This is a genomic window from Streptomyces sp. NPDC090108, assembly GCF_044747185.1.
Taxonomy (GTDB): Bacteria; Actinomycetota; Actinomycetes; order Streptomycetales; family Streptomycetaceae; genus Streptomyces.
On the sequence record NZ_JBIVDQ010000001.1, the window covers coordinates 1,013,431 to 1,038,131 of the forward strand.

34 protein-coding genes are annotated in these 24,701 nt (G+C 67.9%); 6 read left to right on the plus strand and 28 right to left on the minus strand.

The features are described 5' to 3' along the window. Positions 1-230 precede the first annotated feature (230 nt). The 21 genes from rplO to rpsJ form a co-directional block, all read right to left on the minus strand. Positions 231-686, minus strand: a complete 456-nt coding sequence (rplO, locus tag ACIPRD_RS04425) for a 50S ribosomal protein L15 (protein WP_356400892.1) — start codon at positions 684-686, stop codon at positions 231-233. 2 nt (positions 687-688) lie between these two features. Beyond that, positions 689-868, minus strand: coding sequence for a 50S ribosomal protein L30 (gene rpmD / locus ACIPRD_RS04430; RefSeq protein ID WP_330459301.1), 180 nt, complete (start codon positions 866-868; stop codon positions 689-691). Continuing rightward, positions 868-1,473 (minus strand): 30S ribosomal protein S5, encoded by a 606-nt coding sequence (gene rpsE / locus ACIPRD_RS04435; RefSeq protein WP_007494753.1) that lies wholly within the window; start codon positions 1,471-1,473, stop codon positions 868-870. Before rpsE ends, rpmD begins: the two co-directional genes overlap by 1 nt. A 41-nt stretch (positions 1,474-1,514) precedes the next feature. Then, positions 1,515-1,898 (minus strand): 50S ribosomal protein L18, encoded by a 384-nt coding sequence (gene rplR, locus ACIPRD_RS04440; RefSeq protein WP_020941679.1) that lies wholly within the window; start codon positions 1,896-1,898, stop codon positions 1,515-1,517. 3 nt (positions 1,899-1,901) lie between these two features. Then, positions 1,902-2,441 (minus strand): 50S ribosomal protein L6, encoded by a 540-nt coding sequence (rplF, locus tag ACIPRD_RS04445; RefSeq protein ID WP_356400894.1) that lies wholly within the window; start codon positions 2,439-2,441, stop codon positions 1,902-1,904. 24 nt (positions 2,442-2,465) lie between these two features. Next, a complete protein-coding gene (rpsH, locus tag ACIPRD_RS04450) occupies positions 2,466-2,864 on the minus strand; it encodes a 30S ribosomal protein S8 (protein ID WP_007384075.1) in 399 nt (132 codons plus the stop codon). Between the two features lie 211 nt (positions 2,865-3,075). After that, complete coding sequence (locus ACIPRD_RS04455) at positions 3,076-3,261, minus strand: type Z 30S ribosomal protein S14 (RefSeq protein ID WP_003948630.1); 186 nt, start codon at positions 3,259-3,261, stop codon at positions 3,076-3,078. 5 nt (positions 3,262-3,266) lie between these two features. After that, entirely contained in the window at positions 3,267-3,824 is a 558-nt protein-coding gene (gene rplE / locus ACIPRD_RS04460) for a 50S ribosomal protein L5 (protein ID WP_356401225.1), read from the minus strand. After that, positions 3,821-4,144, minus strand: coding sequence for a 50S ribosomal protein L24 (gene rplX, locus ACIPRD_RS04465; protein WP_223776223.1), 324 nt, complete (start codon positions 4,142-4,144; stop codon positions 3,821-3,823). The genes rplE and rplX overlap by 4 nt, the downstream gene beginning before the upstream one ends. A gap of 2 nt (positions 4,145-4,146) precedes the next feature. Beyond that, complete coding sequence (rplN, locus tag ACIPRD_RS04470) at positions 4,147-4,515, minus strand: 50S ribosomal protein L14 (protein WP_003992364.1); 369 nt, start codon at positions 4,513-4,515, stop codon at positions 4,147-4,149. Positions 4,516-4,645: 130 nt separating this feature from the next. After that, the gene (rpsQ, locus tag ACIPRD_RS04475) at positions 4,646-4,930 is read right to left on the minus strand and encodes a 30S ribosomal protein S17 (protein ID WP_018543912.1); all 285 of its coding nucleotides are present in this window, start codon (positions 4,928-4,930) and stop codon (positions 4,646-4,648) included. Continuing rightward, a complete protein-coding gene (gene rpmC, locus ACIPRD_RS04480; protein WP_007494763.1) occupies positions 4,930-5,154 on the minus strand; it encodes a 50S ribosomal protein L29 in 225 nt (74 codons plus the stop codon). The genes rpsQ and rpmC overlap by 1 nt, the downstream gene beginning before the upstream one ends. Further along, positions 5,154-5,573 (minus strand): 50S ribosomal protein L16, encoded by a 420-nt coding sequence (gene rplP / locus ACIPRD_RS04485; protein ID WP_004927269.1) that lies wholly within the window; start codon positions 5,571-5,573, stop codon positions 5,154-5,156. Before rplP ends, rpmC begins: the two co-directional genes overlap by 1 nt. Before the next feature lie 5 nt (positions 5,574-5,578). Next, positions 5,579-6,409, minus strand: a complete 831-nt coding sequence (gene rpsC, locus ACIPRD_RS04490) for a 30S ribosomal protein S3 (protein WP_356400897.1) — start codon at positions 6,407-6,409, stop codon at positions 5,579-5,581. Next, on the minus strand, positions 6,409-6,756 hold the full coding sequence (gene rplV / locus ACIPRD_RS04495) for a 50S ribosomal protein L22 (RefSeq protein ID WP_003974262.1): 348 nt from the start codon (positions 6,754-6,756) through the stop codon (positions 6,409-6,411). The genes rpsC and rplV overlap by 1 nt, the downstream gene beginning before the upstream one ends. A gap of 44 nt (positions 6,757-6,800) precedes the next feature. Next, the gene (gene rpsS, locus ACIPRD_RS04500; protein ID WP_356400899.1) at positions 6,801-7,082 is read right to left on the minus strand and encodes a 30S ribosomal protein S19; all 282 of its coding nucleotides are present in this window, start codon (positions 7,080-7,082) and stop codon (positions 6,801-6,803) included. A 12-nt stretch (positions 7,083-7,094) separates the two neighbouring features. Continuing rightward, a complete protein-coding gene (gene rplB / locus ACIPRD_RS04505) occupies positions 7,095-7,931 on the minus strand; it encodes a 50S ribosomal protein L2 (protein ID WP_031167077.1) in 837 nt (278 codons plus the stop codon). Positions 7,932-7,969: 38 nt separating this feature from the next. Then, positions 7,970-8,389: a 50S ribosomal protein L23 gene (gene rplW / locus ACIPRD_RS04510; protein WP_330459292.1), complete on the minus strand. Its 420-nt coding sequence runs from the start codon at positions 8,387-8,389 to the stop codon at positions 7,970-7,972. Then, entirely contained in the window at positions 8,389-9,045 is a 657-nt protein-coding gene (gene rplD / locus ACIPRD_RS04515) for a 50S ribosomal protein L4 (RefSeq protein ID WP_356400902.1), read from the minus strand. The genes rplW and rplD overlap by 1 nt, the downstream gene beginning before the upstream one ends. Before the next feature lie 8 nt (positions 9,046-9,053). After that, a complete protein-coding gene (rplC, locus tag ACIPRD_RS04520) occupies positions 9,054-9,698 on the minus strand; it encodes a 50S ribosomal protein L3 (RefSeq protein WP_356400904.1) in 645 nt (214 codons plus the stop codon). A 17-nt stretch (positions 9,699-9,715) separates the two neighbouring features. Beyond that, a complete protein-coding gene (gene rpsJ, locus ACIPRD_RS04525) occupies positions 9,716-10,024 on the minus strand; it encodes a 30S ribosomal protein S10 (RefSeq protein ID WP_003948644.1) in 309 nt (102 codons plus the stop codon). Between the two features lie 514 nt (positions 10,025-10,538). On the opposite strand from rpsJ, the gene ACIPRD_RS04530 reads away from it, so the two are divergent. The 6 genes from ACIPRD_RS04530 (at position 10,539) to ACIPRD_RS04555 (ending at position 15,834) form a co-directional block, all read left to right on the plus strand. Next, positions 10,539-11,132 (plus strand): hypothetical protein, encoded by a 594-nt coding sequence (locus tag ACIPRD_RS04530; RefSeq protein WP_401559765.1) that lies wholly within the window; start codon positions 10,539-10,541, stop codon positions 11,130-11,132. 93 nt (positions 11,133-11,225) lie between these two features. Further along, positions 11,226-11,837: a hypothetical protein gene (locus tag ACIPRD_RS04535; RefSeq protein WP_401559768.1), complete on the plus strand. Its 612-nt coding sequence runs from the start codon at positions 11,226-11,228 to the stop codon at positions 11,835-11,837. Continuing rightward, a complete protein-coding gene (locus tag ACIPRD_RS04540; RefSeq protein ID WP_356400909.1) occupies positions 11,834-12,499 on the plus strand; it encodes a hypothetical protein in 666 nt (221 codons plus the stop codon). Before ACIPRD_RS04535 ends, ACIPRD_RS04540 begins: the two co-directional genes overlap by 4 nt. Continuing rightward, a complete protein-coding gene (locus ACIPRD_RS04545; protein ID WP_401559771.1) occupies positions 12,499-14,214 on the plus strand; it encodes a putative T7SS-secreted protein in 1,716 nt (571 codons plus the stop codon). Before ACIPRD_RS04540 ends, ACIPRD_RS04545 begins: the two co-directional genes overlap by 1 nt. Further along, positions 14,214-14,531, plus strand: a complete 318-nt coding sequence (locus ACIPRD_RS04550; RefSeq protein ID WP_401559773.1) for a YrhB domain-containing protein — start codon at positions 14,214-14,216, stop codon at positions 14,529-14,531. The genes ACIPRD_RS04545 and ACIPRD_RS04550 overlap by 1 nt, the downstream gene beginning before the upstream one ends. 1 nt (position 14,532) lies before the next feature. Beyond that, positions 14,533-15,834, plus strand: a complete 1,302-nt coding sequence (locus ACIPRD_RS04555) for a YrhB domain-containing protein (RefSeq protein WP_401559775.1) — start codon at positions 14,533-14,535, stop codon at positions 15,832-15,834. 574 nt (positions 15,835-16,408) lie between these two features. On the opposite strand, the gene ACIPRD_RS04560 is transcribed toward ACIPRD_RS04555, so the two are convergent. The 7 genes from ACIPRD_RS04560 to ACIPRD_RS04590 all read right to left on the minus strand — a co-directional run bounded on the left by ACIPRD_RS04560 (position 16,409) and on the right by ACIPRD_RS04590 (position 24,437). Further along, positions 16,409-18,622 carry a WXG100 family type VII secretion target gene (locus tag ACIPRD_RS04560; RefSeq protein ID WP_401559777.1) on the minus strand — a complete coding sequence of 738 codons (2,214 nt, stop codon included), beginning with the start codon at positions 18,620-18,622 and terminating at the stop codon, positions 16,409-16,411. A gap of 15 nt (positions 18,623-18,637) precedes the next feature. After that, positions 18,638-19,024, minus strand: a complete 387-nt coding sequence (locus tag ACIPRD_RS04565) for a hypothetical protein (protein WP_401559780.1) — start codon at positions 19,022-19,024, stop codon at positions 18,638-18,640. Positions 19,025-19,243: 219 nt separating this feature from the next. After that, positions 19,244-20,437, minus strand: a complete 1,194-nt coding sequence (tuf, locus tag ACIPRD_RS04570) for an elongation factor Tu (protein WP_356400923.1) — start codon at positions 20,435-20,437, stop codon at positions 19,244-19,246. Between the two features lie 167 nt (positions 20,438-20,604). Further along, positions 20,605-22,731, minus strand: coding sequence for an elongation factor G (fusA, locus tag ACIPRD_RS04575; protein ID WP_401559783.1), 2,127 nt, complete (start codon positions 22,729-22,731; stop codon positions 20,605-20,607). 39 nt (positions 22,732-22,770) lie between these two features. Then, entirely contained in the window at positions 22,771-23,241 is a 471-nt protein-coding gene (rpsG, locus tag ACIPRD_RS04580) for a 30S ribosomal protein S7 (RefSeq protein WP_003974303.1), read from the minus strand. A gap of 2 nt (positions 23,242-23,243) precedes the next feature. Further along, on the minus strand, positions 23,244-23,615 hold the full coding sequence (rpsL, locus tag ACIPRD_RS04585; RefSeq protein WP_003948652.1) for a 30S ribosomal protein S12: 372 nt from the start codon (positions 23,613-23,615) through the stop codon (positions 23,244-23,246). 357 nt (positions 23,616-23,972) lie between these two features. Beyond that, positions 23,973-24,437, minus strand: a complete 465-nt coding sequence (locus tag ACIPRD_RS04590) for a DUF1707 and DUF4190 domain-containing protein (protein ID WP_356401230.1) — start codon at positions 24,435-24,437, stop codon at positions 23,973-23,975. Positions 24,438-24,701: the final 264 nt, after the last annotated feature.

Here is a 24,701-nt window from a genome sequence, read left to right on the forward strand (position 1 = left end):
ACGGCATGCCAAGCCGACGCTGGGCGCCAGCGACCCAGCCTACCCACATCGGAGGGTGTTGCGGGATAGCGTGCCTCACTCGTCATACGAACACATGTGCAAGAACGTCCCCGTACATCCCCTTGGGACCTTCGGGGGATCGTCAAGGGAACGGAAAACACAGCGGCCGGGAACCCCCCAGTGGGAGGTTCCCGGCCGCTGTCGTCACATCAGCCGCGCACGGCCGAGCTTCAGACGAGCTCGGTGACCGTGCCGCCGGCGGCGGTGATCTTCTCCTTGGCGGAGCCGGAGACGGCGTCGACCGTCACCTGCAGCGCCACGGTGATCTCGCCCTGGCCCAGGACCTTGACGAGGCTGTTCTTGCGCACCGCACCCTTGGCGACCAGGTCCTCAACGGTGACCTCGCCACCCTCCGGGTACAGCGAGGCGAGCTTGTCCAGGTTCACGACCTGGAACTCGACCTTGAAGGGGTTCTTGAAGCCCTTGAGCTTCGGGAGGCGCATGTGGAGGGGCATCTGCCCACCCTCGAAGCGCTCCGGAACCTGGTAACGGGCCTTGGTGCCCTTGGTACCACGACCGGCCGTCTTACCCTTGGACGCCTCACCACGACCCACGCGGGTCTTGGCGGTCTTGGCGCCCGGGGCGGGACGGAGGTTGTGGATCTTCAGCGGGTTGTTCTCCGCCATGATCAGACCTCCTCAACCGTCACGAGGTGGCGGACGGTGTGCACCATGCCGCGGAACTCGGGGCGGTCCTCCTTGACGACCACGGTGTTGATCCCCTTGAGACCAAGCGACCGCAGAGTGTCACGGTGGTTCTGCTTGCTGCCGATGTACGACTTGACCTGCGTGATCTTGAGCTGCGCCATTACGCACCAGCCCCGGCACGCGCACGCAGCAGAGCCGCGGGGGCGACGTCCTCGAGCGGCAGGCCACGGCGGGCCGCGACCTCCTCGGGACGCTGCAGGCCCTTGAGGGCCGCCACGGTGGCGTGCACGATGTTGATCGCGTTGTCGGAGCCGAGCGACTTCGACAGGATGTCGTGGATACCGGCGCACTCGAGCACGGCGCGCACCGGACCACCGGCGATAACACCGGTACCCGGGGACGCGGGCTTGAGCAGCACGACGCCGGCAGCCTTCTCACCCTGGATGGGGTGAGGGATGGTGCCCTGGATACGGGGGACCTTGAAGAAGTGCTTCTTGGCCTCCTCAACACCCTTGGCGATGGCGGCCGGCACCTCCTTGGCCTTGCCGTAACCGACACCGACGGTGCCGTCACCATCGCCCACCACGACCAGCGCGGTGAAGCTGAAGCGACGACCACCCTTCACAACCTTGGCGACGCGGTTGATCGCGACGACGCGCTCAACGTACGCGGTCTTCTCGGCGGCAGCAGCGCCGCCGTCACGGCCCTTCCGGTCCCGCCGCTCGCCGCCACCGGCACCGCCACCGCGGCGCTGGGGTCCAGCCATTGGAATTACCTCTCTCTGTTTCCGCTAGCTACGGAACCGGATCAGAACTTCAGTCCGGCTTCGCGGGCGGCGTCCGCCAGGGCAGCGATGCGCCCGGCGTACTGGTTGCCACCACGGTCGAACACGACAGCCTCGACACCGGCGGCCTTGGCACGCTCGGCGACCAGGGCGCCGACCTGCTTGGCCTGCGCGGACTTGTCGCCCTCGCCGCCGCGGACCGACGCGTCCAGAGTGGACGCGGAAGCCAGCGTGTGGCCCTTGAGGTCGTCGATCACCTGCGCCACGATGTGGCGGTTGGAGCGGGTGACGACCAGACGCGGACGCTCCGCCGTACCGGAGATGTTCTTGCGAATCCGGATGTGGCGGCGCTTGATCGCGGCGCGCTTGTAGGCGTCGCCCTTGAGGATCTTCTGTCCGTATGCCATGGCTTACTTACCCGCCTTTCCGACCTTGCGGCGGATAACTTCGCCCTCGTACTTGACGCCCTTGGCCTTGTACGGGTCAGGCTTGCGCAGCTTGCGGATGTTGGCCGCAACCTCGCCGACCTTCTGCTTGTCGATGCCCTCGACCTGGAAGCGGGTCGGGGACTCCACCTTGAAGGTGATGCCCTCGGGCGCCTCGATGACGATCGGGTGGCTGTAGCCGAGCGCGAACTCGAGGTTCGAACCCTTGGCCATAACGCGGTAACCGACACCGCTGATCTCGAGCTTCTTCACGTAACCCTGGGTCACGCCGGTGATCATGTTCGCCACCAGCGTGCGGGACAGGCCGTGGAGGGCCTTGTTCTGACGCTCGTCGTTGGGGCGGGTCACCGCGAGGGTGCCGTCCTCAGCCTTGACGATGTCGATCGGCGCGACGACGGTGTGGGTCAGCGTGCCCTTGGGGCCCTTGACCGAGACCGTACGGCCGTCGATGGTGACGTCCACGCCGGCGGGAACCGTGATGGGGAGCTTGCCAATACGCGACATAGCTGTTTCCTCCGTTCCCTTCCGTTACCAGACGTAGGCGAGAACTTCTCCGCCTACGCCCTTCTTGCCGGCCTGCTTGTCGGTGAGGAGCCCGTGCGACGTGGAGATGATCGCCACGCCGAGGCCGCCCAGCACCTTGGGCAGGTTGGTGGACTTCGCGTAAACCCGGAGACCGGGCTTGGAGATCCGCTTGATGCCCGCGATGGAGCGCTCACGGTTCGGGCCGAACTTCAGCTCGAGGACGAGGTTCTTGCCGACCTCGGCGTCCTCGACCTTCCAGCCCGTGATGAAGCCCTCCTGCTGGAGGATCTCCGCGATGTGCGACTTGATCTTGGACGCCGGCATCGTCACGGAGTCGTGGTATGCCGAGTTCGCGTTACGCAGACGCGTAAGCATGTCTGCGATCGGATCAGTCATGGTCATGAATTGGCCTTCGGCCTCTCTCGCCGGGGTTTCCTGGTGCGCCATCCCTCTCCTCGATCCGAGACGAGGCGGGTGCGGTGCGGTGGACCTACGGCGTAGTAAGTCGTACGGGCGCGACAGGCGCCCAACTCCACAAGCCTACGGCATGGGGAGAAGGGCCCTGTCGACCCAGATGCTTACCGAGAGCTTCCGGAATCCCTGATGAAGGGGATTACCAGGAGCTCTTGGTCACGCCCGGCAGCTCGCCACGGTGAGCCATCTCACGAAGGCAGACGCGGCACAGGCCGAACTTGCGGTACACGGAGTGCGGGCGGCCGCAGCGCTGGCAGCGGGTGTAGCCACGCACACCGAACTTGGGCTTACGAGCAGCCTTGGCAATCAGAGCCTTCTTCGCCATCTCGCTTACGCCTCCTTGAACGGGAAGCCGAGGTGACGGAGAAGGGCACGGCCCTCAGCGTCGTTGGTCGCCGTGGTGACCACGGTGATGTCCATACCCCGGACGCGGTCGATCTTGTCCTGGTCGATCTCGTGGAACATGACCTGCTCCGTGAGACCGAAGGTGTAGTTGCCACGGCCGTCGAACTGCTTCGGGGACAGGCCGCGGAAGTCGCGGATGCGCGGCAGCGCGAGCGACAGGGTGCGGTCCAGGAACTCCCACATGCGGTCGCCACGGAGCGTGACGTGGGCACCGATCGGCTGACCCTCACGCAGCTTGAACTGCGCGATGGACTTGCGGGCCTTGGTGATGGCCGGCTTCTGACCGGTGATGGTGGTCAGGTCACGGACGGCACCGTCCATGAGCTTCGAGTCACGGGCGGCGTCGCCGACACCCATGTTGACCACGATCTTGACGAGGCCGGGGATCTGCATGACGTTCTCGTACTTGAACTCGTCACGCAGCTTGCCCGCGATCTCCTCGCGGTACTTCTGCTTCAGGCGCGGAGTGGTGGTAGCCATCAGATGTCCTCACCCGTCCGCTTGGCAACGCGGATCTTGTTGCCCTCGTCGTCGAAGCGGTAACCGACACGCGTGACGACCTTGTTGCCGTCCTTCTCAACGACCAGCTGGACGTTGGAGACGTGGACCGGCGCCTCGGTGGTCACGATGCCGCCGGCCTGGGAACCGCTGGCGGTCGGACCGGCCTTGGTGTGCTTCTTGACCCGGTTGACACCCTCGACCAGGACGCGCTCCTCGCGCGGGAAAGCGGCAATGACCTTGCCCTGCTTGCCCTTGTCCTTACCGGTGATGACCTGGACCAGGTCGCCCTTCTTGATCTTCATGCTTACAGCACCTCCGGCGCGAGCGAGATGATCTTCATGAACTTCTTCTCGCGCAGCTCACGGCCGACGGGGCCGAAGATACGGGTGCCGCGAGGGTCGCCGTCGTTCTTCAGAATGACGGCGGCGTTCTCGTCGAAGCGGATGTACGAGCCGTCCGGACGACGGCGCTCCTTGACGGTGCGAACGATGACGGCCTTGATGACGTCACCCTTCTTCACGTTGCCGCCGGGGATCGCGTCCTTGACGGTGGCGACGATGACGTCACCGATGCCCGCGTAGCGGCGACCGGAGCCACCGAGCACACGGATGCAAAGGATCTCCTTCGCACCAGTGTTGTCGGCGACACGCAGTCGCGACTCCTGCTGGATCACGTCTATCTCCTGATTGTCTGCCGGTTCCCCGGGGGCCACTCGGCTGAGCGGCCCCCGGAGCCTGGCGGAACTGTCCTGCGAGGGGTGCCCCGCAGGAACCTTGCTTAAGGAATCCCCTTACGGGGATTTCTTACTTGGCCTTCTCGAGGATCTCGACGACGCGCCAGCGCTTCGTCGCGGACAGCGGCCGGGTCTCCATGAGGAGGACACGGTCGCCGACGCCCGCAGCGTTCTGCTCGTCGTGCGCCTTGAGCTTGTTCGTACGGCGGATGACCTTGCCGTACAGCGCGTGCTTGACGCGGTCCTCGACAGCGACGACGACGGTCTTGTCCATCTTGTCGCTGACGACGAGACCCTCGCGGGTCTTGCGGAAGCCGCGGGCCTCTGCGTTCTCAGTCACGTTCTTCTCGCTCATCAGGCGTTCTCCACCGTTTCGATGCCCAGCTCACGCTCGCGCATCAGGGTGTAGATCCGCGCGATGTCCTTGCGGACCGCCTTCAGACGGCCGTGGTTCTCGAGCTGACCAGTCGCCGCCTGGAAGCGGAGATTGAACAGCTCTTCCTTGGCCTCGCGGAGCTTCGCAAGAAGCTCCTCGTTGCCCAGCTCGCGCAGCTCGGACGCCTTGGTACCGGCCGACATCACGCTTCACCTGCCTCGCGCTTGACGATCCGGCACTTCATCGGCAGCTTGTGGGCCGCACGAGTGAGGGCCTCACGCGCAATCTTCTCGTTGGGGTAAGACAGCTCGAACATGACCCGACCCGGGTGCACGTTCGCGATCCACCACTCCGGAGAACCCTTACCGGAACCCATGCGGGTCTCGGCAGGCTTCTTCGTCAGCGGGCGGTCCGGGTAGATGTTGATCCAGACCTTGCCACCACGCTTGATGTGGCGGGTCATCGCGATACGGGCCGCCTCGATCTGGCGGTTGGTCACGTACGCCGGCGTGAGGGCCTGAATGCCGTACTCGCCGAACGCGACCGTCGTACCGCCCTTGGCCTGACCGCGGCGCTTCGGGTGGTGCTGCTTGCGGTGCTTGACCCTACGGGGGATCAGCATGTCGGTCAGGCCTCCGTTCCGGTGCTCTCAGCCGGAGCGGCGGCGGCGGGAGCCTCGGCCTTGGGGGCCTCGGCGCCGGCAGCCTGCTGCGGCTTACGACCGCGACCGCCACGCTCGCCACCGCGGCCACCACGGGCCGGACGGTCGGCGCCGCCACGGGCCGGGCGGTTGCCGGCACGGGCAGCAGCGTTCTCGGCGCGGACCTCGGCGATGTTCTTGACGTCGCCCTTGTAGATCCAGACCTTCACACCGATGCGGCCGAAGGTCGTCTTGGCCTCGAAGAAGCCGTAGTCCACGTTCGCGCGGAGCGTGTGCAGGGGCACACGGCCCTCGCGGTAGAACTCCGAGCGGGACATCTCGGCGCCACCGAGGCGGCCACCGCACTGGATCTTGATGCCCTTGGCGCCGGCCTTCATGGCGGACTGCATGCTCTTACGCATGGCCCGACGGAAGGAGACGCGGGAGGAGAGCTGCTCGGCGACGGCCTGGGCCACGAGCTGAGCATCCGTCTCGGGGTTCTTGACCTCGAGGATGTTCAGCTGGACCTGCTTGCCGGTCAGCTTCTCCAGCTGGCCACGGATCTTGTCGGCCTCGGCGCCGCGGCGACCGATGACAATGCCCGGACGAGCGGTGTGGATGTCGACGCGGACGCGGTCACGGGTGCGCTCGATCTCAACCTTCGAGATGCCGGCGCGCTCCATGCCGGACGTCAGCATCCGCCGGATGGCGACGTCTTCCTTGACGTAGTCCTTGTACAGCTTGTCGGCGTACCAACGGGACTTGAAGTCCGTGGTGATGCCGAGCCGGAACCCATGCGGGTTAACCTTCTGGCCCATTACCGGGTTCCTTCCTTGCTGCTGACGACCACGGTGATGTGGCTGGTCCGCTTGCGGATCCGGTAGGCGCGGCCCTGGGCGCGCGGACGGAACCGCTTCAGGGTCGGGCCCTCGTCGACGTACGCCTCGGAAATGAAGAGGCTGTCGGCGTCGGTGTGGTCGTAGTTGTGCGCGGCGTTGGCAATGGCGCTGTCGAGCACCTTGCCGACCGGCACGGAGGCTGCCTGCGGAGCGAATCGCAGAACAGCCTGAGCCTCCGTGGCATCCATGCCACGGATAAGGTCCACCACGCGGCGGGCCTTCATGGGCGTAACGCGGATGTACCGCGCCTGGGCCCTGGCTTCCATGGTTGTCCCTCTCAGTTACTTACGTGTCTGAATGCGATCCGCTACTAGCGGCGCTTCGACTTCCGGTCTTCCTTGACGTGGCCCCGGAAGGTGCGGGTCGGCGAGAACTCGCCGAGCTTGTGGCCGACCATCGACTCGGTGACGAACACCGGGATGTGGGTCTTGCCGTTGTGCACCGCGAGGGTGTGTCCGAGCATCGCCGGGATGATCATCGAGCGGCGGGACCAGGTCTTGATGACGTTCTTGGTGCCGGCTTCGTTCTGTGCGTCCACCTTCTTGATCAGGTGGTCGTCGACGAAGGGCCCCTTCTTCAGACTACGAGGCATCTCAACCCGTCCTTAGCGCTTCTTGTTCGTCTTGCGGCGGCGGACGATGTACTTGTTCGACGCCTTCTTGGGCGAACGAGTACGGCCTTCCTTCTTGCCCCACGGGGACACAGGGTGGCGACCACCGGACGTCCGGCCCTCACCACCACCGTGCGGGTGGTCAACCGGGTTCATGACGACACCACGGACGGTCGGGCGAACGCCCAGCCACCGCTTACGGCCGGCCTTACCCCAGTTGATGTTGCTCTGCTCGGCGTTGCCGACCTCGCCGATGGTGGCGCGGCAGCGGACGTCGACCAGGCGGATCTCACCGGACGGCATGCGGAGGTGGGCCATCGAGCCCTCCTTCGCGAGCAGCTGCACGGAGGCACCGGCGGAGCGGGCGAACTTGGCACCGCCACCGGGACGGAGCTCGATCGCGTGGATCGTGGTACCGACCGGGATGTTGCGGAGCGCCAGGTTGTTGCCCGGCTTGATGTCGGCCCCGGGACCGTTCTCGACGCGGTCACCCTGCTGCAGGTTGCGCGGGGCGAGGATGTAGCGCTTCTCGCCGTCGGCGTAGTGCAGCAGCGCGATGCGCGCGGTGCGGTTGGGGTCGTACTCGATGTGCGCGACCTTCGCCGGCACGCCGTCCTTGTCGTGACGACGGAAGTCGATCACTCGGTAGGCGCGCTTGTGTCCGCCACCCTGGTGGCGAACGGTCACACGACCGGCATTGTTACGGCCGCCCTTGCTGTGCAGGGGACGGACCAGCGACTTCTCCGGCGTGGACCGCGTGACCTCGACGAAGTCGGCGACGCTGGCGCCACGACGGCCCGGCGTAGTCGGCTTGTACTTGCGGATTCCCATTTCTCAGTCCTCGTCCGATATCGGACGATCCGACCCGCTTACGCGGTCGGACCGCCGAAGATGTCGATACGGTCGCCCTCGGCGAGGGTCACGATCGCGCGCTTGCTGCCGGCACGCTGACCGAAACCGGTCTTCGTGCGCTTGCGCTTGCCCTGGCGGTTGATCGTGTTGACCCCGGTGACCTTGACCGAGAAGACCGCCTGGACGGCCTGCTTGATCTGGGTCTTGTTGGCGCCCGGGGCGACGATGAACGTGTACTTGCCCTCGTCGAGGAGCGCGTAGCTCTTCTCCGAGACGACCGGCTTCAGCAGCACGTCACGGGGGTCCGTGAAGGACTTGCTCAGCGGGGTCTCGACCGTGTTCTTGCCCTCGGTGGCGTGACGCTTCGCCTTGGCGACGCGCGCGGCCTTGGCGGCCTTGGCGGCCTTCGAGGCGATAGCGGGGTGACGGATAGCCATCAGACCTCGCTCCCTTCGGTGTCATTGGCCTTCGGGCCGGACACGAAGGACTCGAGCGCGGCCTGGGTGAAGACCACGTCGTCCGAGACGAGAACGTCGTACGTGTTCAGCTGGCCCGGCTCCAGGATGTGGACCTGGGGCAGGTTGCGGGCGGACAGCCACGCGGCCTCTTCGGCGCGCTCGACGACCAGGAGCAGGTTCTTGCGCTCCGAGATCTTGCCGAACAGCGTCTTGGCGGCCTTCGTGGACGGGTTCGCGCCCTCGACCACGCCGGAGACGACGTGGATGCGGTTGTGGCGGGCCCGGTCGGTGAGGGCGTGGCGCAGGGCCGCGGCCTTCATCTTCTTCGGGGTCCGCTGCGAGTAGTCACGCGGCACGGGACCGTGCACGACGCCACCACCGGCGAACTGCGGCGCGCGGGTCGAACCCTGGCGGGCGCGACCGGTGCCCTTCTGGCGGTAAGGCTTGCGGCCACCACCACGGACCTCGCCACGGGACTTGGTCTTGTGCGTGCCCTGGCGGGCAGCGGCCAGCTGCGCGACGACGACCTGGTGGATCAGCGGGATGCTGATCTTCTCGACGTCGAAGATCTCCGCGGGGAGCTCGACGGAACCGGCCTTGTCGCCAGCAGGCGAAAGGATGTCAACAGTGCTCATCGGTTACCTCAGGCCCCCTTGGCCGCGGTGCGGACCAGGACGAGGCCGCCGTTCGGACCGGGAACCGCGCCCTTGATGAGCAGCAGACCCTTCTCCGCGTCAACGGCGTGGACGGTCAGGTTCTGGGTGGTGACCCGCTCGTTGCCCATGCGACCCGCCATGCGCATGCCCTTGAAGACACGGCCGGGGGTGGCACAGCCACCGATGGAACCGGGCATGCGGTGCACACGGTGGGCACCGTGGGACGCCTTGCCACCCTTGAAGTTGTGGCGCTTCATGACACCGGCGAAGCCCTTGCCCTTGCTCTTGCCGGTCACGTCGACCTTGATGCCGGCCTCGAACACCTCAGCGGTGATCTCCTGGCCGAGGGTGTACTCGCTGGCGTCAGCGGTACGGATCTCGACGAGGTGGCGACGGGGGGTGACGTCGGCCTTCGCGAAGTGGCCCTTGAGGGGCTTGTTCACCTTGCGCGGGTCGATCTCGCCGAACGCGATCTGGACGGACTCGTAGCCGTCGACATCGTTCGTACGAACCTGGGTCACGACGTTGGGGCCGGCCTTGACGACGGTGACGGGAACAACGCGGTTGTTCTCGTCCCACACCTGCGTCATGCCGAGCTTCTCGCCCAGGATGCCCTTGATCTGCTTAGCCATTCTCAGATCACCAGCCCTTAGAGCTTGATCTCGATGTCGACACCGGCCGGGAGGTCGAGTCGCATCAGAGAGTCAACGGTCTTGGGGGTCGGGTCGAGAATGTCGATCAGGCGCTTGTGCGTGCGCATCTCGAAGTGCTCGCGCGAGTCCTTGTACTTGTGCGGCGACTTGATGACGCAGTACACGTTCTTCTCAGTGGGCAGCGGCACCGGGCCCGCGACCGACGCACCAGTGCGGGTCACCGTCTCGACGATCTTCTTCGCCGAGGAGTCGATGACCTCGTGGTCGTAGGCCTTGAGCCGGATGCGGATCTTCTGTCCCGCCATGGCTACTCAGTAGTCCTGTCTCTCAACGCTCCGGAACCCGGTGGTTCCGATGCCTTCTGTCCGACCCACGCGGTCGGGCGTGTCGCGCTCTCGCTGACACAGATGCCCCTTGTTCGGACATCCCAGCGGGAATGCACACGGCCCTTCCGGAACCGCAGGCCGGGGGCGGAAGGCCCACCGGGCGCCTGGTCGGTATTGCGCTCACACTTCCCGGAAGATTCCCGTACGTCCGCCCCAGTGCTGCCGTGAGGCAGTTAGGACGACGAGTACTGTGGGACTCGCTTCCGGTCCTCCCGGCGGGAGGCGCGCAGCATCAACACTCGGCCGAGCAACTCGGACAGTCTGCCATATGGGGCAGCCTCCTGGCCAATCGAGCCGAAGAGATTACCCCGAGAGTGACGCAGGTCAAACACGGCGGGCCCGCGGCCGGACAGGCGGACCCGGTGAAGCCCCGGAAAAGCGCGTTTGCGCAAGCCCCCCGTGACCGAGGGTGACCGGCTCGCGGTTATCCGTGGTGACGGTCCGGCTCACCGCCCGCCGGCGAGTCCACAAGACCGACGGAGACCGTCCCCGTGACCACACAGACCCACCAGGCACCCGGCCCGCCCCCGACCCCGCGCCCGGCTGGGCCGCCCGGCCGCCGAAGTCGCCGCTGCGGATCTGGACGCGCTACTGCCTGCAGTGGGTGTGGGGCCCGTTGCTGTGGGTCCTGGCCCCTCTCCCCCTGACCCTCCTCGCCCTGCTCGACGTGGAGGTCCAGCGGTCGGGCCGCGGACCCCGGAAGCCGCGCCGGCGGAGCCGGATCTGGATCGACCGGGATCGGCTGCGGCTGGAGGGCGTCTCCGACCCGCGGCAACAGGAGCGTGAACTCCGGCAGTTGCTGACCGGCCACCGCCTGAACTGCGTCCCCCCGCGCCCTGGCGCCGCCCCGCCACTCCCCTGCTCGGGCGGCGTCCACCACCTCGACCACCTCGACGTCGAGGACTGCCACTACCGGCTGCTGGGCGCGCGCCAGGCCTTCACCATCGCCCACGACGCGTTCGGCTGGATCCTGTCCGACGACACGGACCGCCACCTGCCGACCTGGCTGCTCCTGCGCTGCGCGTGAGCGCGACCGTAAGCGGTGAAGGTCGTGTGATCATCATCCGCTTGGGGTCCGCGCGCCGGAAAGCGCCGTCGGCGTTGTGGCACCGTTTGGCCCATGACTGACCCAGGGGGTGGCGGGACGGCGCCGGTACGGCGCTCGCGGCTCGCCGAATACGCGGACATGGCCGGACCCGCACGCGACGACGACGCTCCGCCGGCACCGGCACCGTCGGCACCGCTCATGAGTCCGGCCGCACAGCCCGCCGCCGCACCGGCGCACGCGGATGCCGGAGCGGAGCCGGAGGCCGGGACGGACAGCAGGGCGGCGGCCGAGGCCCGGCGGCGGTGGTTCACCGAGGCGCTGGCGGACTTCCGGGACACGGCCGTACTGGTCCCCGTGGTGGACGACGGCTGGCTGACCAGCGACTTCGGCGGGGTCCGCTGGATCCTGGCCTTCTCCGACGAGCGGGCGCTCGCGCGCTACGCGCTGGCCCGGGACGCGGGCGAGGAGGAGTGGACGTACCAGACGGTGCTCGGCGCGCGACTCCTCGACGTGGCGGTCCCGGAGGCCAAGGTCCCCTGCGGAGTCGCGCTGGACGCGGCCGACGGCGCGGAGCACGCCCTGCTGCTCCCCCCGGTCGCCGGGATCGTTCCCGACGCGTTCGCGGTGAATCAGGGATACATGGGTGACGTGGCCATGGCGGCCCGGACGGAGGGGCAACGGTGATCGAGGGCAGCGCGGGGGTACCTGCGAGCGGCGTGGACCTCAGGACCGAGGGGCTCGGCGAGATAGCCCAGGGGCTGACGCTGGCGCTGGCGGAGCTGAAGGAACTCGGCATGGTCGGCATGGCGAGCGCGGGCCGGGGATTCGGCGACCTGGAGCTGTCGGGCCTCGAACTGGGCGACGAGACCCTGACCGGCACCTTCCACACCTTCTGCGAGCGCTGGGAGTGGGGGGTTCGTTCCCTCGTCAACGAGGGCAACGCGCTGGCCGTCAAGACCCACATGTCGGCGGGCACGTACTACGAGACGGACCACTACGTCGGGGACTCCCTCAAGATCGGGCTGAACTCCCTGATCGGCAATCCGCACGCCACGGAGGACCAGGTCACCCAGCAGGGTTGGGGGGAGATCGCCGGCCAGTCCCTGCACGCGGACTACAGCAAGCAGTCCTTCGACCAGGCCTTCGACGCCAGCGCGCAGGGCTGGAAGGACGCCGGCCGGGACGTCATGACCTCCCACACCCTCGGCCCCATGGGGCTCAACCCGGAGAACCTGCACGAGGCCGTCGGCGTCTCGGACGGCCAGTACGACAAGTTCCTCGACGACACCTTCGGTCCGTCCCCCGAGGAACGGGCCCGTACGCAGCAGGGCGGGGGTGAGGGCTGATGGGCATCCTCGGCAGCATCGGGCACGGTCTCGAGGACGGCACGAACTGGGCTCTCGGCAAGGGCGAGAAGCTCCTCGACGACGGCAAGAAGGCCGCCGGTGAGGGCATCGACTGGGGAGCCCACCAGATCGGCGACGGCCTGGACAAGGTCGGCCTGCACGACGCGGCCGACAAGGTGGACGACTGGGGCGACGAGATCGCCTCCGACCTCGGTGCCACCCCCGGGGAACAGCAGCTGGGCGAGAGCGACGACCCGAAGGACCTGGTCCACGGCGACCACGGCCAGATCGTGGAGACCGCCAAGCACCTGACGGACTTCTCCACCGCGTTCGAGAAGGTCAGCTCAGGCCTGAAGCGGGTCGACTCCTCCGGCTGGAAGGGCGAGGGCGGCGACGCCTTCCGCGACAAGCTCGGCATGCACCCGGCGCGGTGGCTGCACGCGGCCGACGCCTGCCAGACCGCCTCGGGCGCCCTGCAGTCCTATGCGGAGACCGTCAAGTGGGCGCAGGGGCAGGCCAAGGACGCCATCGCGCTGTACGAGAAGGGCAAGCACACGTCCGAGGCGGCCGTCACCGCCTACAACAAGCGCATCGACGCCTACAACGCCAAGATCAAGGCCGACGAGGACCCGGGACCGGAACCCGAAGCGTTCCACGACCCCGGCAAGAGCGACATCGCCGCGGCACGGGAGAAGCTCGGCGAGGCGCGCAAGCAGCGCAACACCGCGGCCGCCACCGCGAACGCCAAGGTCAAGGAGGCCCTGGCACACGCGCCTGCCGAGCCGCCGCCCCTGGACCGCCTCGGCAACGACTTCGTCGACTACAACGTGGCCGCCTCCACCGAGCTCACCCACGTGGTCGGCGGTGTCGTCAAGGGAGCGGCCGGGCTCGTCAACTTCGTGCGCGGCCTCGACCCGATGGACCCGTACAACATCACGCACCCCGCGGAGTACGTGCAGGGCGTCTCGACGACGCTGTCCGGTCTGGTCTCGACGGCGGCGCACCCCGAGCGCATGGTCAAGGCCGTGGTGGACGGCTTCGAGAAGGACCCCTCGGAGTTCGTGGGCCGGCTGATCCCGCAGCTGATCGGCACCGACGGTGCGGGTCTCGCCGCCGGCGGCCTGCGCACGGCGGCCGAGGAGGGCGTCGAGCTCACGGCCGCGAACATGGCCAAGGGAGGCCTGGAGCACGCGGCCGAGGTGCCGGGGGCGAGCAAGTGGAGCAACCTGGCGCGGCCGTCGACGGCGGCCTCCCGACGGGCCATCCACTACGAGTCGGTCACCCCCGACGAGGCCGCCGCCTTCATCGACGACCAGGTCCCGTGGATCAAGGACGTGAACAACACCGGGATGCCCGGTTACACGCAGAACTGCAGCCACAACGTCGTCGCCGTGGCACGCCGGCTCAGGGGCGAGGAGGTCAGCGCCGCACCCAGGGAGTTCCCCGACCACCCCTCCCCGGAGGCCCTGGGCCTGAAGAACGTGCCGAAGGGCAACTACATCAAGGCGCACACCTACGATGACGTCATCCGTGACCTGGAAATGCGAGGTCAGGGGTCGGAGAGCGTGGTGTACATCTCCCGGCCCGACGGCAGCGCCCATGTCTTCAACGCCGTGAACACGGAACACGGCGTGGTGTTCCTCGACGGCCAGTCCGGGACGCTCGGAAGACTGGAACACGGCGTCTCGGGCATCGGCTACATCCCTTACCGCTAGTGGAGTTGACAGTGCTGACCAAGGACGAAGCGGTGGCCTCGGCCGCCGCGTACCTGAAGAACGTCGCCTACCCCGACCGCGCCGACTCCGTGGTCATGCTCGCGGACACGGCGATCGAGTTCCCCTACGGCTGGACCGTACGTTTCGATTTCAAGGAACACATCGAGACCGGTGACTTCGCGATGGCACCCTTCAGCTCGGTCGTCGTCGCACCCCAGGACGGAACGGCCGTCCACTTCCCGCCGACCCATCTGCCGGTCGCGGAGTACATGGACCTGCGCGCGTCCGGCAACTGGCCGCCGAAGAAAGGGCACTGAGATGTCCGATCCCGGTCTGCGGGCCTCCGACTGGCTGCGGCTGACCTACGGCGGGCTGGTGGAGCTCGCCTCACCTGACCCCGTGCACGAGACAGCAGCGGCATGGCTGCTGGCGTGCCAGACCCTGCCCCAGCCCGGGTACCCCCGCACGCCCATGCTCGCGGCGTCGGTCGTGGTGCCGAAGGACGGCGGCTCGCCCTACCACCCCGCGCCCAGCGCTCCCCTCGCGGACCTGGAGCCGGCCACACCCCAGGACACCGCCGCCCGCGCCGAGGGCCAGGGCCGCCGGATCAACGCGCGGGGCTGCCTCGTCGCCGTGCACTCGGCCGTCGAGGGCGCCCCGTCCGTGGCACTGCCCTGGCGCCCCTCCGACGAGGCCCCCGGCTGGTGGACGCGGCTCGGCCGCCGCTACTTCCCGGCGTTCGAGCGTGTCGAGGTGAGCGACTGGGACGACGTGATCAAGGCGGTCGAGGAGCCCGGTCCCGGCACCCGCGGTGTGATCTGGGTACGGCGCGAGATCGGCGGCCACGAGGCGAGCGGCAACCTGCTGTACGCGAACAACCACAACGGCCAGGTGGTCCTCCTGGACGGCCTGACGTCGTCGCTCGCCCGGCTCGACACCGGGCCGCAGCTGAAGGGGCTCGTCCTCCTGCGCGCCCTGCCCGGAGCGTCCGCCGGCACGCTCCCGTCGTGGCGGCGCGCCGCTCCCGATTTCGCCTCGGCAGCCGAGAAGGCCCAGCGCTGGCTCGACGACTCCTACGGCGGCCAGGTCGTCCTGGACCGGCCGACCGGCCAGGACGAGACACGGCGTGGCTGGGTGTTCTCCTGCAACACCCGGCGCTTCCTCGACGGGGGGCATTGGCAGGACGCGATGCTGGACGCGACGGTCGTCGTCCCGAAGGACTCCGCCGCTCCCTTCGGCCTGCCGAACTCCGATCCCTGGGCCTGGCTGGCCCGCTGGGACGCGGGAGAGAACCCCGGCACGGCGGACCTTCCCGCCCCGCCTCCCCCGGGCGAGGCCTCGTGGTACGGACCGACGCTCGCCCAGCTCGGCCAGGTGCTGTCCGTCTCCGAGCACACGGACTGGCAGACGACCCTGGGCGCGCTGTCGGCGCTGCCGGTGGGCGCTCGTGCCGTGGTCTGGGTCCACCGCACGGACGGCCGTGGCCGGGAGGCCGTGGGCTGGCTGGTGAACGTGGTACGGCTGGAAGCGGGTGTCGTACTCGTCGACGGGGCTACGGGCGAGCCGGCCTCCCTGGACGCGACAGGTGTCAGCCGCCTGCGGGTGATCAGCTACCGCTGACCCCGCTCGGGGCCGCGGGAGAGCCCGTCCTCCCCCGCGGCTCCCGGCCTCTCACACCCGAGGGTCCTGAGAGTCGCCGGAAAATACGCCCGCATGAACGCCTCGATGTCCTTCCGATGACTCCGATCCCCCAACTCGATCCGGGGCAACTGAAGGGTGAGGGTGAAGTAGTTTCCACCCTTGGTCTTACAGGGTGCCTGCGAGATCGCTCCGTCGGTGCCGGAAATGCTCCGATAGACCCAGTCCAAGGCACGGGGGCTGCTCACGCTCGATACGGAACCAGTGCCGGTCGCAAGATGCATAAGGTCCGGCGGCACATCGTTCCAAGAGAATCGAAGTCCGAGGATCGCATTATCGCCGGCCAATAGAAGGCATGGTGCGGTCACAGCTTCGGCGCGCTCAACTCTGTTGAGCTCGTAAAGATCGCTAGCGTCCGCGATAAGAGACTCGGTCAACCGAGGGTCAACGGGAGTGCCGCAGATCGCCTTCGGGACCTCGCGCTGTGCGGCACACGCCGACACGAGAACGCACTGCAGTACGGCAACGCAGAGAAGGACGATGCGAAGGCTTCTGGTCATTTGGGCTGCACTCCGGAAACACCTCTCGCGTGCTCAATTCCGCCCATCGCGGATTCACTGATCTCGTCTCGCGGATCAAAGTATGGCGAAACGCCATGCGGATGCACCACCCTCCACTGCGAAGCGAGCGCCATCAATTGGCCGTTCCTCCGGGAGTAGTAGTGGAAGTTTTCATCCACTCGCTTGCCGTCCAGCCTCTTCTGCTCGTCCTCCAGCCACTTGTCCGTGACGTAATCAAACCCTTGCTGCACCTCGTCGCCGGCGACCGGCAGATAGCTGATGGCCTTGTCGAAGAGTGGTTTCTCTTTGAATTCGGCTGTCTTGGGGTCGCCCTGGGCCTGGATGCGGGCCTCTTCCAGGAAGCCGACCGTGCGGCCCGCGCGGACCAGGGATTCCGTCGACGCCGAGCGGTCCGCGTGGATGCCGGAGACCAGCGCCTGGTTCAGGCCGCCGTTGAGGGTGCCGTACGCGCCGGGGTCCTTGGAGACCTGTTTGGTGACCTCGAAGAGCTGGTGCTGGTCCAGCGGCGAGCGGGAGATGTCGATCTCGCCGGCCGAGGCGTGCACCGTGCTGCCGTGGTTGACGAGGATGTCCGCCATCGGGCGCCGCAGCGACGCGGGGAAGCCGTCACCGCGCCCGGCGAGGTGGGAGAGCGCGGACCGGAGGACCGCCTCGTTCTCCTTGGTGTGCGCCACGTGGTGCGCGTGGCCCGACGAGGGGTCGATGCCCGTCGTCGCCGCCTTGAGCGCGGCCCCGAAGCCCGCGCGGTCGTCCGCGTCGAGGCCCGCCTCGTACGTCCCCGCCTTGGCCCCTTCGTGCCCGTACAGCGTGACCTTCCAGTCCCGCTCCGCCGTCAGGTACCTCATGTGCGCGTCCGAGGACAGATAGTGCGCCGCCGCGGCGGGGTCCCGGCTCATGAGGCCGAGGGCGCCGTCCACCGGATCGTTGGCGAACCAGCCGCCGTGCGAGCCGCTGTACCGCTCCTTCAGCCGCCAGATCCCCGGCTCCCGCTTCTCCGCCGCGACCATGTCGTCCGTGAGGTCCGCCAGCATCCGCGGTGCGTACCCGTGGCCCTGCCGCATGAGCGTGACCAGGGACTGGTAGCCGACCGCCTTGTCCAGGCGCTGCCCCTGGACGTCCGTGGCCCAGCGCCGGACGCCCGCGTGCCGCATCGCGGTACGCCAGTGCCGGTACCAGGAGGAGTCCGTGTTCCGGGTCGCCGCGGCCAGCGAGTCCGCGAGGCCCGACTCGACCGCCGCGTACGCCCCGGGGCGCCCCGATCCCCCGTGGATCCGGTCGTTCAGCTCGTTCGTCAGCAGGATCGTGCCCCGCGCCCCGAGATCGTCCAGCACGGTCCGGGCGAACGCCGTGTCACCGGAGTTGTCGCGGAAGAGGCGGTCCAGTTCGGCGAGTTCGCGCGGTGACAGCCGGTCCCCGCGGCTCAGCCGCTCCAGCGGGCCCTCGGCCGAGAGCGCCTCGTACTTCTCGACGTCCCCCAGCGCCCGGCCGTTGAAGCCCCGGCCCCCGGCCGACGGGCCGGAGTCGACCACGGCCGCGGTCAGCGCCACCCGGACCCCCGTGTCCGCGTCCGTGACGGCACGCACCGCCGCGTCGATACGGTCCTGCCAGCCCCGTACGGCCGACTCCGCGTGCGCCAGGAACGCCCCCGCACCCGTCTCCGTGCGCCCGCCGCCGAAGGCCCCGTGGCCAGCGCCCTCCGCACGCCCGCCGCCGTAGACCCCGTGCCCGCCGCCCTCCGCATGCCCGCCGCCGTGAGCCCCGTGCCCACCGCCCTCCGCACGCCCGCCGCCGTAGACCCCGTGCCCGCCGCTCGCCGCGGCCGCCCGTCCGGGGTCCACAGCGACGATCCCCCGGTCGGAGACCCGCATCCCGGCCGCCTCCGCCTCCTCCCGCGCGGTCCGCAGCCGCCCCCGCAGCTCCGTGAACTGCGCGTGCGCGTCCCGCAGCAGGGAGGCGATCGCACGGGCCTCGGTCTGCGCGTCCTGGAACTGTCCGAGGGTGACGCCGAAGCGCCCGTGCGCGGCCTCGGCGCTCATGCCCGACCAGCCGGCGCCCGCGGAGACGCCGTACACGTGCCGGCGGTAGGCGCTCTCCTGCTTCTCGAACTCCCCCGCCATGCCGTCCCAGCGGTCGGCCGCGGCAGTGAGCGCGGAGAGGTCGCAGCTCACGACCTCGTGATAGGTGGGCATGTCCGCGGCCCCCCGTCAGTACCGGTCCAGCGCGGACAGCTGCCGCAGCGCCGAACCGACTCCCGCGTCCGTGCCGGTCAGCACCACGTTCGTGTCGCGCAGCGCGTCCCGCTCGGCGGCCAGCCGGTCCATCAGGTTCTTCACCTGGGCGCCCCACGCCTCGTGGGCCCCGCGTAAGGCCGCGGCGGTCAGCCAGCCGTCGCCGTCCCGGGCGCCGAAGGCCCGCACGGCGGCGCCGGTCTCGTCGTCGGCCCAGTCACCCGCCCTGCGGGTGTGCGGCGCGATGTGCTCCTGCACGGCCGCCGCGGCCGCCCGCTTCCGCGCCGGGGTGGACGCCAGGATCCCCTGCCCGGCCGGTCCCGCGAGCCCCGCAGGACCCGAACCGCCACCCAGATCGCCCACCGTGCACCCCTCGCCGTGTCGCAGCAGCCGTACGCCCTCGCCCTCTCAACCGGCGGGCGTCGATCTTCGTCACGGTGTGTCACGGCGGGATTCGCGAGCCGTGGGTTGACGCGAGGGGTGAAGCCTCCGGGAGGGCCTCCGGGGAACGCGAAGAGGCCCGTACGACCGAAGTCGTACGGGCCTCTCGTGGTCAGTCAGTGACCTTCAAGCAAGCGGAACTTACTTGGTGATCTTGGTGACCTGGCCGGCGCCCACCGTGCGACCACCCTCACGGATGGCGAACTTCAGGCCCTCTTCCATGGCGATGGGCTGGATGAGCTGCACCGACATCTCGGTGTTGTCACCCGGCATGACCATCTCGGTGCCCTCGGGGAGGGTCACAACACCGGTCACGTCAGTCGTACGGAAGTAGAACTGCGGACGGTAGTTGTTGAAGAACGGCGTGTGGCGGCCACCCTCGTCCTTGGACAGGATGTAGGCCTGGGCCTCGAACTCGGTGTGCGGGGTGACCGAACCGGGCTTGATGATGACCTGGCCGCGCTCGACGTCCTCGCGCTTGATGCCGCGGAGCAGCAGACCGACGTTCTCACCGGCCTGGCCCTCGTCGAGCAGCTTGCGGAACATCTCGATGCCGGTGACCGTGGTGGTGGTCTTCTCGTTCTTGATGCCGATGATGTCGACGGTCTCGTTGACCTTCAGGACACCACGCTCGATACGGCCGGTGACGACCGTACCGCGACCGGTGATCGTGAAGACGTCCTCGATCGGCATGAGGAACGGCTTGTCGACCTCACGCTCGGGCTGCGGGATGGCCTCGTCGACGGCCTTCATCAGCTCGAGGACGGTCTGGGTCCACTCCGGGTCGCCCTCGAGCGCCTTCAGAGCGGAGACCTTGACGACCGGAACGTCGTCGCCCGGGAACTCGTACTCGGAGAGGAGCTCACGGACCTCGAGCTCGACGAGCTCCAGGATCTCCTCGTCGTCCACCATGTCGGCCTTGTTCAGGGCGACGACGATGTACGGAACGCCGACCTGGCGGGCCAGGAGCACGTGCTCCTTGGTCTGCGGCATCGGGCCGTCGGTGGCGGCGACCACGAGGATCGCGCCGTCCATCTGCGCGGCACCGGTGATCATGTTCTTGATGTAGTCCGCGTGACCCGGGCAGTCGACGTGGGCGTAGTGACGCGCATCGGTCTGGTACTCGACGTGCGCGATGGAGATGGTGATACCGCGCTGACGCTCTTCGGGCGCCTTGTCGATGTTGTCGAACGCGGTGGCCTCGTTCAGGTCCGGGTACGCGTCGTGCAGCACCTTGGTAATGGCGGCCGTGAGGGTCGTCTTACCGTGGTCGATGTGACCGATGGTGCCGATGTTGACGTGCGGCTTAGTCCGCTCGAACTTCGCCTTCGCCACTGGGTCCTCCTGTGGAGTGGTTCTGTACGCCTTGCTTCATCGGCGCCAGGTGATCTTTGCTGGATAGCCCGGAACCCGGGGCATTCGTCCGTGATGCGGCCGAATGCCCCTTGAGGCTCCGGAGTCAAGCCTAAAGCGTGGTTACGCGGTGCGTTAAACGCGGTGCGTTACTCGCCCTTGGCCTTCGCGATGATCTCCTCGGCGACGTTCCGCGGAACCTCGGCGTAGGAGTCGAACTGCATCGAGTAGCTTGCGCGACCCGACGTCTTGCTGCGGAGGTCTCCGACGTAGCCGAACATCTCCGAGAGGGGCACGAGGCCCTTCACGACGCGGGCACCGGCCCGCTCCTCCATGGCCTGGATCTGGCCACGGCGGGAGTTGATGTCGCCGATGACCTCACCCATGTAGTCCTCGGGCGTGGTGACCTCGACGGCCATCATCGGCTCGAGCAGCACGGGGCTGGCCTTGCGCGCGGCCTCCTTGAAGGCCTGCGAACCGGCGATCTTGAAGGCGAGCTCGGAGGAGTCGACCTCGTGGTAGCCACCGTCGAGAAGGATGACGCGGACGCCAGTCATCTCGTAGCCGGCCAGGATGCCGAACTGCATGGCCTCCTGCGCACCCGCGTCGACCGAAGGGATGTACTCCTTCGGGATGCGGCCACCGGTGACCTTGTTCACGAACTCGTACGAGGTGTCGCCACTCTCGATCGGCTCGATCGCGATCTGCACCTTGGCGAACTGACCGGTACCACCGGTCTGCTTCTTGTGCGTGTAGTCGAGACGCTCGACGGCCTTGCGGATCGTCTCGCGGTACGCGACCTGCGGCTTGCCGACGTTGGCCTCGACCTTGAACTCACGGCGCATACGGTCGACCAGCACCTCGAGGTGCAGCTCGCCCATGCCACCGATGATGGTCTGGCCGGTCTCCTCGTCCGAGTGGACCTGGAAGGAGGGGTCCTCCTCCGCGAGACGCTGGATGGCAACACCCAGCTTCTCCTGGTCACCCTTGGACTTGGGCTCGATGGCGACCTGGATCACCGGCGCCGGGAAGTCCATGGACTCCAGGATGACCGGGTTCTTGTCGTCACACAGCGTCTCACCGGTGGTGGTCTGCTTCAGGCCCATGACGGCGACGATGTCGCCGGCGCCCACCGACTCGATCTCCTCACGCTTGTTGGCGTGCATGCGGTAGATCTTGCCGATGCGCTCCTTCTTGCCCTTGACGGAGTTCAGCACCGAAGAGCCGGACTCCAGGCGGCCCGAGTAAACCCGGACGAAGGTGAGCTTGCCCAGGTGCGGGTCGCTCATGATCTTGAACGCGAGCGCCGACAGCGGCTCGTCGTCGGACGGCTTGCGCTTGACGACGACCTCGGCGTCCTTGACGTCGTGGCCCTCGATGGCCTCGACGTCGAGGGGGGTCGGCAGGTAGCGCACGACCGCGTCGAGCAGGGGCTGGACGCCCTTGTTCTTGAACGCGGTGCCACAGAACACCGGGGTGACCGTGACGCCGTCGGACTTGCCGGACGCGATGGTGATACGACGGATCGCGGCGTAGAGCTGCTCCTCGGTGGGCTCGGTGCCCTCCAGGAACATCTCCATGATCTCGTCGTCGTTCTCCGCGACGGTCTCGACCAGCTTGCCGCGGTACTCCTCGGCAGCCTCGATGTGCGTGGCCGGGATGTCGACGACGTCGTACATCTCGCCCTTGGCCGCCTCGGCGGACCACACGAGCGCCTTCATGCGGACGAGGTCCACAACGCCCTGGAAGTCCATCTCGGCACCGATCGGCAGCTGCATGACGATCGGAACGGCACCGAGCCGGTCCTTGATCATGTCCACGCAGCGGTGGAACTCGGCGCCGGTACGGTCCAGCTTGTTCACGAAGCAGATGCGCGGCACGCCGTAACGGTCGGCCTGACGCCACACCGTCTCGGACTGCGGCTCGACACCGGCGACGCCGTCGAACACCGTCACGGCACCGTCGAGCACGCGGAGCGAACGCTCCACCTCGACGGTGAAGTCGACGTGGCCCGGCGTGTCGATGATGTTGATCGTGTAGTCGACGTCGTTCAGCGGCCAGTGACAGGTGGTGGCAGCAGAGGTGATCGTGATGCCACGCTCCTGCTCCTGCTCCATCCAGTCCATGGTGGCGGCGCCGTCGTGGACCTCACCGATCTTGTACGAAACGCCGGTGTAGAACAGGATCCGCTCAGTGGTGGTCGTCTTGCCCGCGTCGATGTGGGCCATGATGCCGATGTTGCGCACCGTGGCCAGGTCAAGCGAAGTGGTAGCCATAAGGCTTCAGTCTTCTCTCGGTCTCGATGTGGACTGCGACTACCAGCGGTAGTGCGCGAAGGCCTTGTTGGACTCGGCCATCTTGTGCGTGTCCTCACGCTTCTTCACAGCGGCACCCAGGCCGTTGGAGGCGTCGAGGAGCTCGTTGAGCAGACGCTCGGTCATCGTCTTCTCGCGACGGGCGCGGGAGTAACCGACGAGCCAGCGCAGCGCGAGCGTGTTGGCACGACCGGGCTTGACCTCGATCGGAACCTGGTACGTCGCACCACCGACACGGCGGGACTTGACCTCGAGGGTCGGCTTGATGTTCTCCAGCGCGCGCTTCAGCGTGATGACCGGGTCGTTGCCCGTCTTCTCACGCAGACCCTCCATGGCGCCGTAGACGATGCGCTCGGCGGTGGAGCGCTTGCCGTTCAGCAGCACCTTGTTGATGAGGGAGGTCACCAGAGGAGAACCGTAGACCGGGTCGATGATGACCGGGCGCTTCGGGGCGGGGCCCTTACGAGGCATTCTTACTTCTCCTTCTTGGCGCCGTAGCGGCTGCGGGCCTGCTTGCGGTTCTTGACACCCTGGGTGTCGAGGGAACCGCGGATGATCTTGTAACGAACACCCGGCAGGTCCTTCACACGGCCACCACGCACGAGCACGATGGAGTGCTCCTGCAGGTTGTGTCCCTCACCCGGAATGTAGGCCGTGACCTCGATGCCGCTGGTCAGACGCACACGCGCGACCTTACGCAGGGCCGAGTTCGGCTTCTTCGGGGTGGTCGTGAACACGCGCGTGCAGACGCCGCGGCGCTGAGGGGAACCCTCAAGTGCGGGCGTCTTGTTCTTCTCGACCTTGTCCTGCCGGCCCTTCCGGACCAGCTGCTGGATCGTAGGCACTACTTCTCCGGTTTCTGTGTGCCGAATAGGTACAGCTAACCTGAAACTCTCCGACCCACGCGGTCGGGTGTGTCGTATCGCGCAGAACCTCGCGCAAGGCGAGATGGGCGCAGATCACGGTGGCCGGTGAGGCTCGACATGCGGTTGAAGGCACGCACGAGAGCCAGGGCACACCCCAGGCACAAGGTCTGAGCGTACCTACCTCACGGACTTCGGTCAAAACAAATGCACCGCGCCCGCATCATCGGGTGGGGCATGTCAAGTCCACGGGCGCCGAATGATCTTCACCTTCACATTCCGTGCCCGTGAGGTGACGGTCGCGCGACGGCGGCCGGCGCCTCCGGGACGCCCGGCGGTCTACGCGCCGGCGACGCCCAGCGCGAGCGACAGGACCAGGACCAGCGCCCAGCCGACGGTGGACAGCCAGCCCAGCACGAGTCCGGTCACCGCCAGGCCGGCGCCCGCCTCACCGGTGCGCCGGATCTCGGCGCGCGCGGAGTGCCCGAGCACGACCGCCGGGATGCCGGTGACGCCCGCGGTCAGCAGGCACAGCAGCCCGCAGACGGCGGACCCGACGGCCTTGCCGTTCATCCGCGGCGGCGGCAGGGGCAGGAACGCCGGCGGTACGGCGGGACCGGTCACCGGAGCCGGTGCGGGCCCCTGGGGCAGGTCCGCGACCAGCAGCGACAGCTCACCGACCGTACGGGCCGCGTACGTCCGCTCCACCCGCCGTTCGAACTCCTCCTTCGCCAGCCGGCCCTCCCCGAACCCGGCCCTGAGCACGTCCACGGCGCGCTCACGCTCGGCGTCCGAGGCCAGCATGAAGGCAGGGGCCTGGGGGCCCTGCCAGGTCGGCACAGGGGCCCAGGAGGGCACGCCAGGGGCCTGCGGAGGCACGGGGCCGAGGACGGACGGCCGCCCGGGCGGGAATCCGGGCGGAGAGGGGTGCCCGAAGGGTGCCTGATAGGGCGGCGGATACCCGCCGGGGACGTGGGAAGGCGGCGCGGGATACCCCGCCGGGGGCATCTGCGGCACAGCGGGATGCCCGGCCTGAGGCGCGTACACGGACCTGCCCGGGGACAGGTG